Below are 16,607 nucleotides of genomic sequence, written 5' to 3' on the forward strand. Positions count from 1 at the left end.
CCGCCGGTGGCCGCGAATCCCGGATGTGAGCAACGACGTACCCCATCTCCCGCCTCGTCCCGGGCATCGCTGCGGGCGGCTCCTGCGGGCGGGCGCGGCCGCGGCGACCGGGTGGGCAGCGGCGGCGGCCGCGCTCGGAAGCGGTGAACTGGTCGCCGCCTTCACCGGACCCGGGACCGCGCCGGTCATCGTGGTCGGCGCCGCAGCGATCGACCTGACGCCAACATCACTGAAGGAGTACGCCGTTCGCACGTTCGGCACCGACGACAAGCCGGTGCTGCTCGGCGGGATCTACCTGGCGACGGCGCTGCTCGCCGCGTTCGCCGGCGTGCTGGCCGCGTGCAGGCCGGTGCTCGGGGCAAGCGTCTTCGCGGCCTTCGGGCTGCTCGGCACCTGGGCCGCGCTCTCCAGGCCCGAAGCCGGTGCCGCGGATGCTGCACCCGCTCTGGCCGCCGGTCTGGCCGCCACGGCAACCGCCCTCGTCCTCGCCCGGATGCTGCGCGCCGCCACACCGGCGGCCTCCCCCACGACCGCGCCCCACCAGGTGACGCCGGAACACCCGGTGAGTGGGGACGGGCCGGGCGAGCATCCCGCCGAACGCGACGGCGGCACGTCCCGCCGGGCCGTCCTCACCGCCACCGGCGCGACGATCGCCGTCGGTGCGCTCGCCGGCCTCGGCGGCCGCACGCTCTCGGACCGCCGCTACGACATCGGTGCCGCCCGCACCGCCGTCCGCCCTCCCCCGGCCGCGCGGCCCCTGCCGCCCCTGCCCGCCGCCCTGCACCCCGACGTCCCGGGCCTGTCCCCGTTCGTCACCCCCAACCCGGACTTCTACCGGGTGGATACCGCTCTCACGCTGCCCCGTATCGACCCGCGGCGCTGGACCCTGCGCATCCGCGGCATGGTCGACCACCCGCTCCTCATCACCTTCGACGACTTGCTGCGCGAACCGCTGGAGGAGCTCGACCACACCCTGTCCTGTGTGTCCAACGAGGTCGGTGGCCCCTATGTCGGCACCACCCGCTGGCTCGGCGCCTCCCTCCCGGCCCTGCTGCGCCGGGCGGGCGTGCGCCCGGGAGCGGACCAGCTCGTCGGCCGGTCCCAGGACGGGATGACGATCGGCACCCCGCTGGAATCCGTGCTCGACGGACGGCGCGCGCTGCTGGCAGTCGCGATGAACGGCGAGGCCCTGCCCGTGGCACACGGCTTCCCGTGCCGCAGCGTCGTCCCCGGCTTCTACGGCTACACCTCCGCCACCAAATGGCTCGTCGACCTGGACGTCACCACGTTCGCCGCGTTCGACCCGTACTGGGTGCGCCGGGGCTGGGACCGCACCGGCGCGGTCGGCACCGCCTCGCGCATCGAGGTTCCGGCCCCGTTCGCACAGGTGCCCGCCGGGAACGTGACCGTGGCCGGCACCGCGTGGGCCACCCACCGCGGCATCGCCGCCGTCGAGGTCCGCGTCGACGGCGGCCCCTGGCAGGAAGCCCTGCTCACCGCCGAGCCGGGGCCCGACATGTGGCGGCAGTGGTCCCACACCTGGACCGGGGCGGCGCCCGGCACCCACCGGATCGAGGTCCGGGCCACCGACGCCACCGGCACCGTCCAGACCGAGAACCGTGCGGCCCCGTTCCCCGCCGGCGCCACCGGCTGGCACAGCACCGTCGTCACGGTCACCTGAAAAGCCACTGCGCACCCACCACGTCCGGGCCGCCGGCCCGGACGTCACCACCTCACAAGGAGATCCGACCCATGTCCACCACCACCCGCCGCCGCAACACCGTCGCCGCCCTCCTGACCGCCACCGCGCTCGCCGTGAGCCTCGGCGCCTGCAGCAGCAGCGGATCCGGATCCTCGGCCGCCACCAAGGCCGCCGCCGCCGTGCCGTCCACGGCCCCGGGCAGCACGGCCCCGGGCAGCGCCGCCTCCGGCACTGCCATGGACGACCAGCCGTTCGGCAGCGCCTGCACGGCCGTGCCCAAGGACGGCGCCGGCTCCTTCGCGGGCATGGCCAAGGACCCCGTCGCGACCGCCGCCTCCAACAACCCGCTGCTGTCCACCCTCGTCACCGCCGTCAAGCAGGCCGGCCTCGTCGACACCCTCAACTCCGCGCAGAACATCACCGTCTTCGCGCCCACCAACGACGCCTTCGCCAAGATCCCCAAGGCCACCCTGGACGCCGTCCTCGCCGACAAGGACAAGCTCACCAAGATCCTCACCTACCACGTCGTCCCCCAGCGCCTGACCCCCACCGCCCTCACCGGCGCCCACAAGACCCTGGAGACCGACGACCTCACCGTCACCGGCACCACCCCCGACTTCACCGTGAACACCACGGCCAAGGTGCTGTGCGGCAACGTCCAGACCGCCAACGCCACCGTCTACATCGTCGACACCGTCCTGATGCCCGCCTCCTGACCCACCCCGAGCGTTCCCGGGCCGGGGCCCGCCCACCAGGCGGACCCCGGCCACCACCCGCCACCCCGGTCCAGCCGAAGGAGCCGACAGCGTCATGCCGGCCGACGAACCGGCCGCCACGACGAACCCGCACACGGACCCCGCCGTACTCCTCCTCCGTAGAGGCAAGGCCGAAAGGCCTCGGCCGGCCTTCACCGTGACTGACAGCTGAAGCAACGACATTGCCCGGCACTGCGGCCCGGGACCCGGCCTGCGGCACCGGCTTGGCGGGTGGGGCGGTGCTGACGAGCCGTCCGCGGGCCCCTTCTCCCCGGACGCCGGTAAGGCCGGTAACCACCCCCGCCCAGACCGGGAGGTCTGCCGTTCCGTCTCCAGTGCCTGACACTCCGGTACCCCATCCACACCGTAGAAGCCCCCGCCGACACACCTCTGCGGCCACGCGGCCCAGACGGGGACCAAGCCGGTCACCAGGACAACCACGGGCGCACCTCGGAAAGGGCTGGCTTCTTGTCCCGGGAGCGGAAGGTGACCTGAGCCCGCCCTGGAAATCAGATGACCGCAGCTGCCCTCGTCTTCGACAATGGCGCATGTTGATTGATCACTGGCCGCTGTTAGGCCTTCGCCTGAACACTCCCCGCCTGGAACTCCGGCTGCCCACCGACAGTGAGTTGGCCGGCTTGGCCGCCCTGGCGGCAGAGGGTGTCCACGAGCCGGACCGCATGCCCTTCCTCGTGCCGTGGACGGACCTCCCTCCAGCGGAACGGGCACGCTCGGTGGTGCAGCACCACTGGTTGCGCCGAGGGAACTGGTCACCGGACAACTGGGCCCTGAACCTGGCCGTCTTCGAGAACGGCCAGGTCGTCGGCCTGCAGACCATAGCCGCCCGCGACTTCGCCGTCCTGCGGGAGGTCACCACCGGCTCCTGGCTCGGTGCACGGCATCAGCGACAAGGCATCGGCACCGAGATGCGCGCCGCCATCCTGCACCTGGCCTTCGCGGGACTGGACGCGCTGGAAGCGACATCGGGTGCCTTCGAGGACAACGCCTCCTCGTTCGCCGTGTCCCAGAAGCACGGCTACGAGTCCGACGGCATCGACCGTCATGTGGTCCGCGGCCGGCCTGTGACGAACAGGCGGCTGAGACTGACACGTGATCGCTGGGAGACGCATGCGCACATCCCCGTCGCGATCAGCGGACTGCTGCCCTGCCTGCCGATGTTCGGACCGCCGAACCAGGGCGGTTCGAATCATCAGCGGTCGGCTGAGCGCTGACAACCAAGGGACGGTGAACAGACCCGCCGACGGCCAGGCCGAGCAGACGAGCGTGACGGACCGGGACCGGGCGCCCGAGACCGGAGAGCGCCCCGGCACCACCCACCAACGCGGCCGGCACCAGCCGGACGCAGAGAGAAGAGGGGGCACAGCGCAGCGACCGGACACACCGACCAACGCCCAACCCACCCACCACAGCCACCACCAGACAGGGGCCCAGGACGGTAGGTCGAGACGGTGAGAAAGCCGTCATCGCCCATCTGACCAGCGGAAACACGCATCAAGCAGCCCCAAGCGCCGGTGGCTGAACCGAACCGCGGACCGCACCCCCGCCCGACCCCGACCCGCCAGACAGCGGCGAGCGGAACGAGCGGCGGCGAGCAGCCGTACGGGCCGCACGTCGATCAGGAGCGGGCCATCGAGACCGAGCAGCGCCCCGAGCCCCACCCGATCCACCAACGCGGCGCCCCGGCGCAGCACGGCCATGGCAGCGGCCAGGAACTGCCAGGACGGCAGCGAGCAGGCAGGCGGCCCCGCCCCGCGTGCGGCGCCCGGGCCCTGTACCGCCGGTCGGCGGTACAGGGCGTCTCCGGTTCGTTCTGAAGCGGCAGGCTTCACCGGCAGGGTCCGCCGGCCCAGCGATCCGGTGATCGAAGGACACCTCAGATGCGGTCGGTGGCCTGCCGCAGCAGATCCGTCGACGAGGCCAGGACGGCGTACCAGGTGTTCGCAGTCTCATCCGTAACCGGAGCCCAGGCAGCCACCACCGGGAGTTCGCAGTGGTCGCCGGGCTCCAGAGGGGGCAGCGTCCAGGTCATGCCGTGATGGTGACCGAAGTCCACACCCCACGTACTGTGCGAGCGGTCGTACACGTCCTCGATCAGCTCAGCCCACCGACTGGGGACCTCCGCGCCGGCAGCCCAGCAGATCGCCTCCTCATCCATACCGCCGAGGGTGAGCTTGGTGGTCGCCCCCCTTCCGTTGCCGCTGGGCGTCCTCGGCCACGAGGGCTCGACCGTCATCGTCGGCCTCAACGGCCTGCGGCTGCTGCGCGAGGCCGTCTGGACCAGGGCCCGGGCCGACGGCGGCCGCTGAGCCGACGCCGGAAGGCCGACGTCGGAACGCCGTGGCGGAAGGTCGTCGCCCCCCGAGCCAGGGACGGCGGGCTTCCGCGCGTTCGCCGCCTTCCGCGGAGCACGGCTCGCTCGAAATCAGCTGGAAATCAGGTGTGACGATCCGGCCGGTGTCGACGCTGAACAGTCACGACCGGTGCACCGCTCGATCCACCAGTGATCGGCCGGTGCCCTCGTGGCAGCACGCGAACCGACAACACCTGGACCCGACACCGTGACCGTCAAGCCGTACGATCCGTCGCCCACCGCCGAGCAACAGCCCCACCTCTCGGGGGTCCCGGGACACCTTTCCGGTTCGGCGCACGGCGAACCGGTCGGCGAAGTCCCGACCGAGCACTTCGCCGTTCCGGCCTACGTCGCCGAGCACTTCGCCGCTCCGGTCCGCTCCGCCGAGCACCGCCGCGAAGCCGACGACGCGGATCTGCCCACCGCCGAACTGCCCGCCGTCGTGTCGCTCGGAGAACCGCCCACCGACCCCACCGGCCCCGAAGCCGTCCCCCCGCCCCCGCCGGTGTTCGTGGACGCCTCCGGCCGCCGGCAGCGCCGGATCCGCCGACTCGGAGCGGTGCTGGCCGTCCCGGCGGGCGGGTACCTGGCCCTGCTCGCCAGCGCGCTGCTCGGCGGTCCCACCGTGAACGCACCGTTCCTCCCGCTGCCCCAGCCGCCCGCGCCCAGCGCCCCCGCCCCGGAGGCCACGCCTACCGAGGCGCCGTCCGCCGCCCCGGAGGCCGCCGCCCTGCCCGGCGCGGGACGCACGGAGGCACCCGCCCATCAGGGCGGCACCACCCAGGTCGTCCAGCACCCGCGGCCCACGGCGGCGGCCGCGCGGCCCGCGACCGGTACGGCCCCCGGCGCCCCGACGGCCACCACCGCACCCGCCCCGGCCACCACGCCCGCCACCCAGCCGAGCACCGCTCCCACCCCCACCCCCGGGCACGGCCGCCCGACCACCGCACCGGGCAAAGGGCCCGGCAAGCCCTGACACCCGACCGCCCTCGAAACCGTACCCGTCTCAGAAAGCAGCACCATGAGCTCCGCCCGCCGCCGACGAGCCCCAGCCCCCGACCGCACCCGCCGGGGCCGACGCGGGGTGGTCCGCCAGGGCCCGCTGCGCACCCACTGGCTCCTGCTGACCGCCCTGCTGCTCACGCTCATCGGCGCCCTGGTGCTCCAGGGCTACGCCCAGCACAGCTTCGACGACCGCCCCGACCAGGCGGCCGCCCCAGCGGCCGCGGACGCCGTCCCGGCGGCGATCCACGAGGGCGGCCCGGTGATCGACGCCGCCGTCCCCCAGCCGCGCAGCGCCGCCCCCGAACCCGGCACCATCGCCCTGACCTTCGACGACGGCCCGGACCCGACCTGGACCCCGAAGATCCTGGACGTCCTGCACCGGGCCGGGGTGCACGCGACCTTCTTCGTGGTCGGCACCCAGGCCGCCGCCCACCCGGACCTGATCCGCCGGATCGTCGCCGAGGGCCATCAGATCGGCATCCACACCTTCACCCACACCGACCTCGGCGCCGCCCCCTCCTGGCGCCGCACGCTGGAGCTGCGCGAGGCCCAGCTGACCGTGGCCGGGGCCGCCGGAGTCACCAGCTCACTGCTGCGCCCGCCGTACTCCTCGACGCCCGAGGCCGTGGACGACCCCGGATGGTCCGCCATCCAGCAGGCCGGCCGCGAGGGCTACCTGACCGTGCTCACCACCCAGGACAGCGAGGACTGGCAACGCCCCGGCGTGCCCTCGATCATCAAGTCGGCGACCGCGGGTACCGGCCACCAGGGCCAGGTCCTGCTGATGCACGACGCCGGCGGCGACCGCTCGCAGACCGTCGCCGCCCTCGACGGCGTGCTGAGCACGCTGAAGTCCCGCGGCTTCCGCTTCACCACCGTCAGCGACGCCGTCGGCCTGCCCGACCCGGTCCGCCCGGCCGGAGCCGGCGACCACTGGCTCGGCCTGGCCCTGATCTGGCTGCTGACCGGCGGCAACCGGGCCATCACCGCGCTGGGCTGGCTGCTCTGGGCGGCGGGCGCGGTCAGCGTGCTGCGCGCGGTCGTCGTGCTCTACGCCGCCCGTCGACACGTGCGGCTGCGCCGCCGCGGCTGGGGTCCGCCGGTCACCGAGCCGGTCAGCGTGATCGTCCCGGCGTACAACGAGATCGCCGGGATCGAACCCGCCGTCCGCTCGCTGCTGGCCTCCGACCATCCGGTCGAGGTGATCGTGGTCGACGACGGCTCCACGGACGGCACCGCCGACCTGGTGGAATCGCTGAACCTGCCGTACGTCCGGGTGATCCGGCAGGAGAACGCCGGCAAGCCCGCCGCCCTCAACACCGGCATCGCCGCGGCCCGCGCCGAACTGCTGGTGATGGTCGACGGCGACACCGTCTTCGAGCCGGACGCCGTCCGGATGCTGGTGCAGCCCTTCGCCGATCCCACCGTGGGCGCCGTCTCCGGCAACGCCAAGGTGGTCAACCGCGGTGGCCTACTGGGCCGTTGGCAGCACATCGAGTACGTGGTCGGCTTCAACCTGGACCGCCGGCTGTTCGACCTCGCCGAGTGCATGCCGACCGTGCCCGGCGCGGTCGGCGCCTTTCGCCGCTCCGCGCTGCTGGCGGTCGGCGGCGTGGGCGAGGAGACCCTCGCCGAGGACACCGACCTCACCATGGCGATGTGCCGGGCCGGTTGGCGGGTGGTTTACGAGGAGCGGGCCAAGGCCTGGACGGAGGCCCCCGCCTCGCTGAGCGCCCTGTGGCGCCAGCGCTACCGCTGGTGCTACGGCACCCTCCAGGCGATGTGGAAGCACCGGGGCGCACTCACCCAGGGCGGGCAGGCCGGCAAGCTGGGCCGGCGCGGCCTGCTCTACCTGCTGATGTTCCAGGTGCTGCTGCCGCTGCTCGCCCCGGTCGTGGACGTCTTCGCGCTCTACGGACTGGCCTTCCTCGACCCGGTCCGGATCATCGGCCTGTGGGCGGCCTTCCTGCTGGTCCAGATGCTGATGGGGGCGTACGCGTTCCGGCTGGACAAGGAGAAGCTCGGGCCGCTGTGGAGCCTGCCGCTCCAGCAGTTCGTCTACCGGCAGCTGATGTACCTGGTGGTGATCCAGTCGGTCTTCACCGCGCTCGCCGGCTCCCGGCTCCGCTGGCAGCGGATGCAGCGCTACGGCACGCTCCGGGTACCGGCGGGCGGCTGAGCCGGGGCGGACGGGGGTGGATAGGGGTGGACGGGGGTGGACGGGGGTGGACGGGGGTGGATAGGGGTGGACGGGGGTGGACGGGGGTGGACGGGGGTGGACGGGGGTGGACGGGGGTGGACGGGGGTGGACGGGGGTGGACGGGGGCCGCGCCGGCTTGCGCGGCCCCCGTCCACCGTCCGTCAGCTGTGCTTCCAGGTCACCGAGAAGGAGCCGCCGCCGCTCAGCGAGGAGGTGGTGGTCTTGGTGGTGCCGCCGGAGGCCATGGTGATGTTGCCCGGGTTGTGCTGCCCAGGGCCGTCTGAGTGGGCCCGGCGAGCCGCGGCAGCCCTCGTCATCTGGCTTCGCACATGATCGCCCGGACAAGTCCTAGAACCCGACCACGGACTCGAACACCTCGCCCGAGCCGACACGGTGATCGTGCCCGGGTGGGCCGACACGGACCGCGAACCGCCCTCCGACCTCGTCGAAGCGGTGCGAGCCGCCCACGCGGCCGGCGCCCGCGTCGCTTCCCTGTGCACCGGCGCCCGCGTCGCTTCCCTGTGCACCGGCGCCTTCGTCCTGGGCGCGGCCGGACTCCTCGACGGGAAGCGCGCCACCACCCACTGGGCCCACACCCGGGAACTGGCCCGCCGCCACCCCAAGGCCACCGTCGATCCGGACGTCCTCTATGTCGACAACGGCGACGTCCTCACCTCCGCTGGCAAGGCCGCCGCCATGGACCTGTGCCTTCACCTGGTCCGCCTCGACCACGGCTCGGCCAACGCCAACAAGATCGCCCGCCGTCTGGTGATCCCACCCCACCGCGACGGGGGCCAGGCCCAGTTCATCGCCACCCCGCTGCCCGAACCCGGCAACCACCCCCTCGCAGACCTCCTGCCCTGGGCGCTGGAGCAACTGGATCAGCCGCTCATCGTGGAGGACCTGGCCCGCCGGGCCGGCATGAGCTCACGCCACCTCGCTCGCCACTTCAAACACCTCACCGGCACCACACCCCTCCACTGGCTCCACACCCAACGCATCCGCCACGCCCAAGAACTCCTGGAAACCACCATCGCCACCGCCACCGCCACCGGCATGGGTACCGCCACCACCCTGCGCCGCCACTTCCACCGCAGCGTCGGCGTCCCGCCCGACACCTACCGCCGCACCTTCCGCCCCTCGGAACCAGTCCCAAACCCCGGCCGAGAGGCCGATGGGCGTAACGGCCAGTAGCCATCAGCGGCCACACAACTCCCCAGCAATGGGCCGCCGATGGGGATTCTGCAGCTCTTGCAGGACTTTCGTGATGCGGTGACCGAGCGTTGCTGGACCGGGCGAGCAGGACGCGGTGACGCAGGAGACGGTGCCCGACCCGGCCGAACATCTGGCGCTTCCACCACCCGGCGCTCCTCCGTACCGTCCGCGCGCGGGACGAACCCACACCGCAGGCCCGGTGAGTCCTCCGTCGAACCGGCCGACACCGTGAACTGATCGGCGTGCATCCGCACCGTGCACGCCAACCGCCCGCCGGCTCGGCCGGTCGCGTGGACACAGGAGCCGGATGCGGGACACCGAAGCGGGTGGCCTTCGCGGGCCCGGCCGGCGGGAGGCCAGCAGCGCCGGCAGAGGACGCGGCCCTCGGCGGCTGCGGGTCGACGAGAGTCGAGGTCGAGGGTGTTGCCCGGTGGCGGGGCGCGCCGGACGCCCACACTGCCTTGTCGATGCGCACATCGACAAGGCAGTGTGCGCCGCGCGGCAACAGAAGGCGGGTGGACTCCAGCATGCTGAACCCGACGCGGACCGCACGCGCGGCGCTCCGGACGATCACCGTCCCACCGTCGGACGGTCATCCGCGTCCCGATCCGGTTCGGGCACTCGGCCGGTGATCGGCACCTCGTAACCATCCCGAAGGAACCGCCTTGAAGAAGAATCACGTCGCACTGCTGTCACTCTCGGCGGCCACCGCTCTTCTTGTCTCCCTCGCCGGCACCGCCTCCGCAGCGCCTACCCTCACCGGCAAGCCCGCAGGAGGAGACCGGGTCCGGTCCGCACCCGCCACCCGCGCTGCGGCACTGCAGAGCTGGCCCATCATCGACTGGGACATCACCGACATCACCGCCGGCCGGGGCGAACACGCGAACCGCTACTGGAACCTGATCGACGCGATCCACCGCAACACCTACGGCGATGCGACCAATGTCGGAAGCGGTCTCGTCCAGCAGACCACCCGCAACGAGAACCGGCTGATCCAGATCCGGGTGATGAACCAGGGCGCCCATCTCGTCTCCGTCTACATGTGGGCCGACAACCTCTACATCGCGGGCTTCTACTCGCCCGCCGCCAACCGCCACTGGGCGTTCCAGGACGGCCGCCAGCAGCAGTTCCAGAACGACCTGGGCGTGCAGGCGCAGTTCATGCCCCGCACCGGCAACTACAACGGCATCACGGGCGGGAGCGCCCGCGAGAACCTCTACCTCGGATCGACGAACATCTTCAACGCGCTGCGGGACCTCAACAACGTCCCGCAGTGGGACGAGACCCGCATCGACCGGGGCATGCTGATGGCCATCACGATCTTCTCGGAAGCCGCCCGCTTCGGGCCGATCTTCAACCGGATCTACGGCAACATCAACGCGTGGACCACCAACCAGCTGAGCGTCGACTACCGCGACATGGAGAACCAGTGGGGCCGGCTCTCCCAGGCCGCACACGCCTGGCGCCAGGGCCGGGCCGCCTCGGTGAGGCTGATCGGCAACAACGTCAGCAGCTTCGACGACCTGCGGCGAGTCGTCGGATTCGTGGAGCTCCACGGTTCCGAAGCACTGCTGTGACGACGTCCGGCGGGGCGAGACCCTGCCGGTGCCGGCATGCGCTGCCCCCACAGGGGCGGGCGAGTTCAAGCAGGTCGCGGTCGAGCGGCTGGTCGACCGTGGCATGGAGGTGGGAAGACGGCTGGGACAGCGGGCGTCGCACCGCACGCGCCAAGTGATCACTCATGCGGTTGAGTCTGTCACCGTCACCGCCGGGCAACCCGGGCGGCGGGAGGGGTGGTCAGAAGCGCCCGTGTGTACCGGGTCAGATTGAACGGCACCGGCAGTCGGCTCATCCGCGACCTCCGGCACCAGGCCGCCCGAGGGGGCCGGCCCCGTTCAGGGGGTGAGGATCGCCTGGCTGGTGACGAGTTCCCGGTACGGGGGGCAGCGTTCCAGCAGGGTGAGGTGGTCGCCGGCGTCGACGACGGTGCCGTGGTTCATCATGATCACGTGGTGGGCGTCCTGGACGGTGGATAGCCGGTGGGCGACCACGATCACGGCGCGGGTCGCCGCCAGGTCCGCCACGATCGTGCGGAAGCGTTGCTCGTTGAGCCCGTCCAGCTGGCTGGTGGGTTCGTCCAGCAGCACGATCTCGGCGTCGGACAGCAGTGCCCGGGCCAGAGCCATCCGCTGGCGCTGGCCGCCGGACAGGTCGCACTCGCGGCCGAGGGGGGTGTCGAGGCCCCGGGGCAGGCGGGCGATGTCCTCGGTGAGGCCGACGGCGTCCAGCGCGGCGGCCAGTTCGACGTCGTCGGCCGGCTCGGTGCGGCCGAGTTGGAGGTTCTCCCGGGCGGTCGCCTCGATCAGTGTGAAGGCCTGGTCGACGTAGGCGATGCGGGCGCGCAGCGCGTTCAGCGGCCAGTGGGCGGTGTCGCGGCCGAGGACGGTGACGGAGCCCGAGGCGGGCCGGACGAAGCAGTCGATGAGCGAGAGGGTGGTGCTCTTCCCGGCTCCGGAGGGGCCGACCACGGCGGTCAGACCGGTGCGCCCGGTGCTGAAGGAAACCCCGCGCAGCGCGGCATCGCGCGAGCCGGTGTGGGTGAAGGACACGGATTTGAACACCACCGACGGGACGTCCAGCGGTGGGGGCGGCACCGTGCGTTCGGCGTCCTGCGGCTCGGCCTCGGGCGCTATGGCCAGCAGGTCGGTGCAGCGGTCGCGGGCCGCAAGGCCGGATTGGAGCCGGCCGAAGCCGGTGGCCAGTGCGCTGATCGAGGGCACGGTCTGCAGGAGGTAGAGCAGGAAGGCGGCGAACGCGGCGGCCTGGAGTCCGCCGGTGGCCATCCGGGCGCCGCCGGCGAGGATCACGGCGATCAGCGCGAGCTGGTTGCCGAGCGTCAGCACGGCCGGGATCAGGGAGTTCAGCCGCCCGCCGACCAGGGAGACGGCGCGCAGCCGTTCGGCGTCCTCGGCCAGCGCTCGGGCGGCCATCGGCTCGGCCCGGTAGGCCTTGATCGTGCTGAGTGCTTCCAGGTCGGCCGTGAAGCGCTGGGCGATCCGGCCCACGGCGTCCTGCTGGCCGGTCACGTTGGCCTTCATGCGGCGCACGATCAGCAGGACCAGGGCGGTGAGCGCGGCGAACGCGACGACGGTGACGACGGTCAGGATCCAGTCGATCCACACCATCACGAGCAGTGTCGCCGTCACCGTCAGTGCGGCCAGCGGCAGTTGGGTGGCGACGTCGACGACTTGGCGCAGCAGCAGCGCGTCGGAGGTGATCCGGGCGGTGAGTTCGCCGGTGCCCTGGGCCCGGACCACGGCGAGCGGCAGGCGCAGGGTGTGCTCCATGATCCGTGTGCGCAGCCGGTAGGTCATCCGTTCGCCGATGCGGGCGAGCAGGAAGCTGGAGAGCGCCTGGGCGAGCGCTCCGGCTGTCGCGGCGGCGCACATCAGCAGGACGTCGGTGCCGAGCGGGCGGTGCGCGGAGAAGTCGGTGATGATCGTCCGGACCAGGAGCGGCAGGGCCAGGGCGGCGCCGGTGGAGGCCAGCGCGAGCAGGAGCGCGAGGGTCAGGGCCCACGGCTCGGCGGTCAGCTCGCGGCGCAGTCGGATCCGCTCCGCCGGGCGGGGGGTGGTGCGAGCGGGCTGGTCGACCACGGCATCCTCTCGGGCGGTGCGGCGAACGGGCGGTGCGGCGGTTCCGCGCCGCCCGATGGCAGGGGCTGGTGGTGCCGGGTGCGGGTGCGGGTGCGGGTGCGGGTGCGGACCGGGCCGCAGCGATGGCTTCGTCGCTGCGGCCCGGCGCCGTGGCCGGCCCGGGTCGAGGCCCGGGCCGGCCCGCTACCGTCTGTCCGATTCACCGGACAGGCGGCGACGTCAGAGACAGAGCAGGGTGCTGACGGTGCTGACCGTGCAGTTGAGCGCACTCAGCGAGCTGACGCTGGCCAGGGTGTCGTCGATGTCGGCCACCTCGGTCTCGGCCAGCTCGATGGTCTGCAGGTCCAGGATCGCCATGACTGTTCTCCTTCACTCTGGGTGGATCGCCCGGCCGGCGGCCGGGAGTCTGTGGGGCGCGCGCAGGGCGCGCGCGGGGGTGTGGCCCGTGGCCCGGGACGTCCGGGCGGGTCGACCGGGCCCGTCAGCCGGACCGGCCGGTCCAAGGCAGGAAGGGCGTGCCGGCCAGCGCGGTGCCGAGCGCCAGCAGCACACCGGCCGAGCCGGTCGCCAGGTCCGCGGAGAGCCGCAGCAGCTGGTCACCGGGGAAGGCGAGCTCGCCCCGGTAGGAGACCTGGTGCCAGGCCAGCAGCGCCCGCTGCCGGTCGAGCAGCGCCGCGGCGCCCGGCTCGGCGGCACGGTGCCGGGTCAGCGCCGCGTAGCCGATGAGCCCCGCCCGGCCGTTGAACAGACCGGACTGGATGACGAACTCGGGGGCCGCCGCCAGGCGGATCGCCGGCTCGTGGCGCGCCGACGGACTGTCCGGGCGGTGTTCCAGCAGCGCGTGCAGCGCCAGGCCGATCCCTGCGCTGCCGGTCTCCACGTACGGGAGCACCCGGCGGCCGTCGACCACCTGCAGGCTGCCGTCCGCGACCTTCCTGCACCGGTCGAGGTCGAGCTCCAGCAAGGTCTCCGCCTGGTCGAGCAGCGCGCTCTCGCCGGTGTGCTCGTAGAGCCGGACCAACGCGAGCGCGGTACCGGAGCCCCCGCCCAGCAGTCCCGCGCGGCGGGCGGCATCGCTGCGGCCGGCCTTCTCCAGCGCGGCGGCCGAGGCGAGGGCGAGCGCGAGCGACTCGTCGAGCAGCCGTCGCTCGCCGGTGGCCCCGGCGAAGTGCAGCAGGGTGAGGGCGATGCCCGGCGCGCCGGTGGCCAGAGCGGGCCGCGGTTCGTCGTCCGGGGCCGTGGCGAGGCGGCTCAGCAGGTCGAGCGCCGCGTCGCGTTCGCCGAGCAGGTCCAGCACGTACGCCACACCGTGTCCGCCGTGGTACAGCCCCGGCTCGACCGGGCGGTCGGCGGCACGCACCAGCCAGCGGACGTGCTCGGGATCGACCGCGGCGCCGGTGGCGTGCAGAGCGTAGAGCACGCCGGCCGCGCCGTGGGCCAGGCCCAGGCCCCCGTGGGTGAACTGGGCCACGTCGCCGGGGAAGAGCCGGTCCGCCCGCTCGGGGGTGGCCATCGCCGCGATCCCGGCGGCCAGCGAGTCACGGATCCGCGGCCAGTCGGCTTCCGGCGCCCCCAGCAGCGCGCCGAGCTCCGCGCGGCGCGTGCCCAGCTCGGCGCGGAAGGCCCGCCCGTCCGCCGGCGCCGGCCCGAGGAGACGGCGGATCGGGGCGGTGTAGCCCTCGGGCACCGGGAAACGGCTCTCGATCGCGTCGGCGAGCTCCTGCGCCTTGCCCGGGTCCAGCGCGGGAAGCTGGGTCAGCGGCAGGAAGAACCACAGCCGCAACGCCGCCAGTGCGTACCGGTCGATCTGCTGACCGGTGTAGCCGGGCGGCGCCGCGAAGCCCGCCGCCCCGAGCGCCGGGCGGACGAACTCGTCCACCGTGCTGGCGAGTTCGAAGTCGATGAAGCACACCTCGCCGTTCGGCCGGATGAGCACGTTGCGCGGATGCAGGTCGCCGAAGACCACGCCGCGGTCGTGGATCGCCGCCACCACCTGCTCGATCCGGTCCACGAGCGCCAGCGCCTCGCGGGTGTAGTCCGCGACGGCGGCCTCGTCGACGCCCGGATGGACCAGCGGGTAGCGGCCCGCCAGCCACTCGCTCAACGACGTGCCCTCGACGTACTCCTCGGCCAGGAACTCGTGTTCCCAGGCCGTCAGCAGCCCACGCTGCTCGGGGACGCCGGGCACGCCCGCCAACCGGGCCAGGACGGCGTGCTCGTTGCGCAGCCTGGTCACCGCGTCGGTCCCGCGCTGGTCCAGGCCCGCGTACGGCCGGGCCTCCTTCAGCACCAGCCGCGGTCCGTCGGCACCGTCCCGCGCCAGGTACACGCCCCCGGCATTGGAGAAGTGCAGCGCACGCTCGATCGAGTAGGGCAGCCCGGTCTCCTGCTGCGCCGCCCGCGCGGCCAGGGCCGGCGCGATGACGGCCGGCACCGGTGCCCAGGACGGCACCGCGAACCCGGGGCCGCGCACGTCCGGCACCAGCCGGCCGTCCGGCCCGGCCAGCGCGAGCACCTGCTCGCCCGCCTCGTTGCGGCAGTGCTGCTCCGCGAAGCCGCCGTAGCGCAGGTAGAGCGGCCCCTCGCCCCAGCGCAGGTCACTGAGGATGTACGGCCCCTTGCGGCCGGCCAGTGCGCTGCCCAGACCGTCGAGACATCGCTCCAGATGCGCGTCGTCCACCGGGTACAGCGTGCAGAACTTCCCGCTGGCGCCGCGCGGCGCGTACTTGGAGTTCTGCATCTGGAGGACCGGCAGTCCGCGCAGGAACTTGAACGTGAGGCGTTCGCGCAGGCAGAACGCGAAGACCTGCTCCAACACCTCCTCGGCGTCCTCGACCCGCGAGGACACGTGGATCTTCCAGCCCTGCTGGGGCAGTTGGACGTCCGCTGGCCGTACCACGGCCCAGATCTCCTGGTCCCCGCGCTGCCAGCCCGCCGGCAGCGGCCGGCTGACGGCGTCGAACTCCTCCTGCGCGCCCCAGCGCCGGGGCGATTCGTAGAAGACCGGGTCGGCGAACGCGTAGACCTCGTAGCGGTTGTCCAACGAAAGCCCTCCTCGGAACGCGGATCACGGGGCACGAAGCACGGGGGCCACAGAGCACGGAGCACAGCGGCACAGAACACAGAGCACGGGGCACAGAACGGGCGACGTCGGCGGAGAACGGGCCGCCGCCACGGAGGGACCGTCGGGCGGGGCGATTCTCACCGTCATGCGGCCCGGAGTCCCGGCCGCGAGATGACCATCCGAAATATGCCGTCAGCCGGGTCCGTTCACAACAGCGCGAACGGGGATGTTCCCACGGCATGTGCACAACGGCGCACCACGCGACCCGTGAACGAGCCGGCAGACGCCTGCTCGCGCCCGTTCGACCGCCAGTGCCACCTTGCGACGGAGCCCGAAAAGGACTCCAACCGCTCTCGCCTCCACCCCGGCAGCGCCCGAGCTGCGCAGTCTGGGCGGTGGGGAGTCCGCGGCACCGGGTGGGACGAGCGATCCCGGCGGCGCCGAAAGGGGGGCGCACACTCCCGACGGACCGGCCGCGTCAGGGCGGGCGCGGTGGCCGCCGTCAGGAGCCGTCCAGAGGCATCGGTGAGGTAAGGGGGCCCGTGGATCCGGTCGAGGTGGCCCCGCTCGGCGCCAGGACGGCGGAGCGGTACGCGACCGGGTCGGCGGAGCGGGCGCCGCGTACGGTGACACGTCCGG

Annotated in this window: 13 protein-coding genes and 1 pseudogene; 9 read left to right on the plus strand and 5 right to left on the minus strand. The window is 73.0% G+C overall.

Annotation, left to right across the window (positions count from 1 at the left end; translation table 11 throughout):
- The first annotated feature begins 25 nt into the window (after positions 1 to 25).
- From BOQ63_RS03335 to BOQ63_RS03350, 4 genes are all read left to right on the plus strand, one after another.
- Positions 26 to 1,681, plus strand: a complete 1,656-nt coding sequence (locus tag BOQ63_RS03335; protein WP_079183382.1) for a molybdopterin-dependent oxidoreductase — start codon at positions 26 to 28, stop codon at positions 1,679 to 1,681.
- Positions 1,682 to 1,752: 71 nt separating this feature from the next.
- Entirely contained in the window at positions 1,753 to 2,418 is a 666-nt protein-coding gene (locus BOQ63_RS03340) for a fasciclin domain-containing protein (protein ID WP_030555227.1), read from the plus strand.
- Between the two features lie 587 nt (positions 2,419 to 3,005).
- Positions 3,006 to 3,689 carry a GNAT family N-acetyltransferase gene (locus BOQ63_RS03345; RefSeq protein ID WP_072653346.1) on the plus strand — a complete coding sequence of 228 codons (684 nt, stop codon included), beginning with the start codon at positions 3,006 to 3,008 and terminating at the stop codon, positions 3,687 to 3,689.
- A 300-nt stretch (positions 3,690 to 3,989) separates the two neighbouring features.
- Positions 3,990 to 4,292, plus strand: a complete 303-nt coding sequence (locus BOQ63_RS03350) for a hypothetical protein (RefSeq protein ID WP_143174611.1) — start codon at positions 3,990 to 3,992, stop codon at positions 4,290 to 4,292.
- Positions 4,293 to 4,351: 59 nt separating this feature from the next.
- Here the strand turns inward: BOQ63_RS03350 and BOQ63_RS03355 are convergent, their stop codons facing one another.
- On the minus strand, positions 4,352 to 4,633 hold the full coding sequence (locus tag BOQ63_RS03355) for a hypothetical protein (RefSeq protein ID WP_072653347.1): 282 nt from the start codon (positions 4,631 to 4,633) through the stop codon (positions 4,352 to 4,354).
- A 19-nt stretch (positions 4,634 to 4,652) separates the two neighbouring features.
- Between BOQ63_RS03355 and BOQ63_RS03360 the strand changes: the two genes are divergently transcribed.
- The 3 genes from BOQ63_RS03360 to BOQ63_RS03370 all read left to right on the plus strand — a co-directional run bounded on the left by BOQ63_RS03360 (position 4,653) and on the right by BOQ63_RS03370 (position 8,012).
- Positions 4,653 to 4,784 (plus strand): hypothetical protein, encoded by a 132-nt coding sequence (locus BOQ63_RS03360; protein ID WP_360465773.1) that lies wholly within the window; start codon positions 4,653 to 4,655, stop codon positions 4,782 to 4,784.
- A gap of 252 nt (positions 4,785 to 5,036) precedes the next feature.
- Entirely contained in the window at positions 5,037 to 5,804 is a 768-nt protein-coding gene (locus BOQ63_RS03365) for a hypothetical protein (RefSeq protein ID WP_051835596.1), read from the plus strand.
- Positions 5,805 to 5,849: 45 nt separating this feature from the next.
- The gene (locus tag BOQ63_RS03370) at positions 5,850 to 8,012 is read left to right on the plus strand and encodes a bifunctional polysaccharide deacetylase/glycosyltransferase family 2 protein (RefSeq protein ID WP_454130859.1); all 2,163 of its coding nucleotides are present in this window, start codon (positions 5,850 to 5,852) and stop codon (positions 8,010 to 8,012) included.
- A gap of 182 nt (positions 8,013 to 8,194) precedes the next feature.
- Here the strand turns inward: BOQ63_RS03370 and BOQ63_RS03375 are convergent, their stop codons facing one another.
- A complete protein-coding gene (locus BOQ63_RS03375) occupies positions 8,195 to 8,350 on the minus strand; it encodes a hypothetical protein (RefSeq protein WP_157881900.1) in 156 nt (51 codons plus the stop codon).
- Between the two features lie 31 nt (positions 8,351 to 8,381).
- Between BOQ63_RS03375 and BOQ63_RS03380 the strand changes: the two are divergent.
- Positions 8,382 to 9,227 (plus strand): annotated as a pseudogene (locus tag BOQ63_RS03380) (helix-turn-helix domain-containing protein); the annotation flags it as partial.
- 686 nt (positions 9,228 to 9,913) lie between these two features.
- Entirely contained in the window at positions 9,914 to 10,825 is a 912-nt protein-coding gene (locus tag BOQ63_RS03385; protein ID WP_072653348.1) for a ribosome-inactivating family protein, read from the plus strand.
- Positions 10,826 to 11,143: 318 nt separating this feature from the next.
- Here the strand turns inward: BOQ63_RS03385 and BOQ63_RS03390 are convergent, their stop codons facing one another.
- The 3 genes from BOQ63_RS03390 to lanKC all read right to left on the minus strand — a co-directional run bounded on the left by BOQ63_RS03390 (position 11,144) and on the right by lanKC (position 15,947).
- Positions 11,144 to 12,904 carry an ABC transporter ATP-binding protein gene (locus BOQ63_RS03390; protein ID WP_043481053.1) on the minus strand — a complete coding sequence of 587 codons (1,761 nt, stop codon included), beginning with the start codon at positions 12,902 to 12,904 and terminating at the stop codon, positions 11,144 to 11,146.
- A 219-nt stretch (positions 12,905 to 13,123) separates the two neighbouring features.
- Entirely contained in the window at positions 13,124 to 13,261 is a 138-nt protein-coding gene (locus BOQ63_RS03395; RefSeq protein ID WP_094743007.1) for a SapB/AmfS family lanthipeptide, read from the minus strand.
- A 124-nt stretch (positions 13,262 to 13,385) separates the two neighbouring features.
- Positions 13,386 to 15,947 carry a class III lanthionine synthetase LanKC gene (lanKC, locus tag BOQ63_RS03400; RefSeq protein ID WP_072653349.1) on the minus strand — a complete coding sequence of 854 codons (2,562 nt, stop codon included), beginning with the start codon at positions 15,945 to 15,947 and terminating at the stop codon, positions 13,386 to 13,388.
- Between the last annotated feature and the right edge of the window lie 660 nt (positions 15,948 to 16,607).

This window comes from Streptomyces viridifaciens, from assembly GCF_001888885.2.
In the GTDB taxonomy this organism is placed as follows: domain Bacteria; phylum Actinomycetota; class Actinomycetes; order Streptomycetales; family Streptomycetaceae; genus Kitasatospora; species Kitasatospora aureofaciens.

Excerpts from the sequence above, each read along its gene's own strand:
- BOQ63_RS03345 (WP_072653346.1), top strand. The coding sequence starts at position 3,006 with ATGTTGATTGATCACTGGCCGCTGTTAGGCCTTCGCCTGAACACTCCC.
- BOQ63_RS03395 (WP_094743007.1), bottom strand. The coding sequence starts at position 13,261 with ATGGCGATCCTGGACCTGCAGACCATCGAGCTGGCCGAGACCGAGGTG.
- BOQ63_RS03355 (WP_072653347.1), bottom strand. The coding sequence starts at position 4,633 with ATGGATGAGGAGGCGATCTGCTGGGCTGCCGGCGCGGAGGTCCCCAGT.
- BOQ63_RS03340 (WP_030555227.1), top strand. The coding sequence starts at position 1,753 with ATGTCCACCACCACCCGCCGCCGCAACACCGTCGCCGCCCTCCTGACC.
- BOQ63_RS03375 (WP_157881900.1), bottom strand. The coding sequence starts at position 8,350 with ATGACGAGGGCTGCCGCGGCTCGCCGGGCCCACTCAGACGGCCCTGGG.
- BOQ63_RS03370 (WP_454130859.1), top strand. The coding sequence starts at position 5,850 with ATGAGCTCCGCCCGCCGCCGACGAGCCCCAGCCCCCGACCGCACCCGC.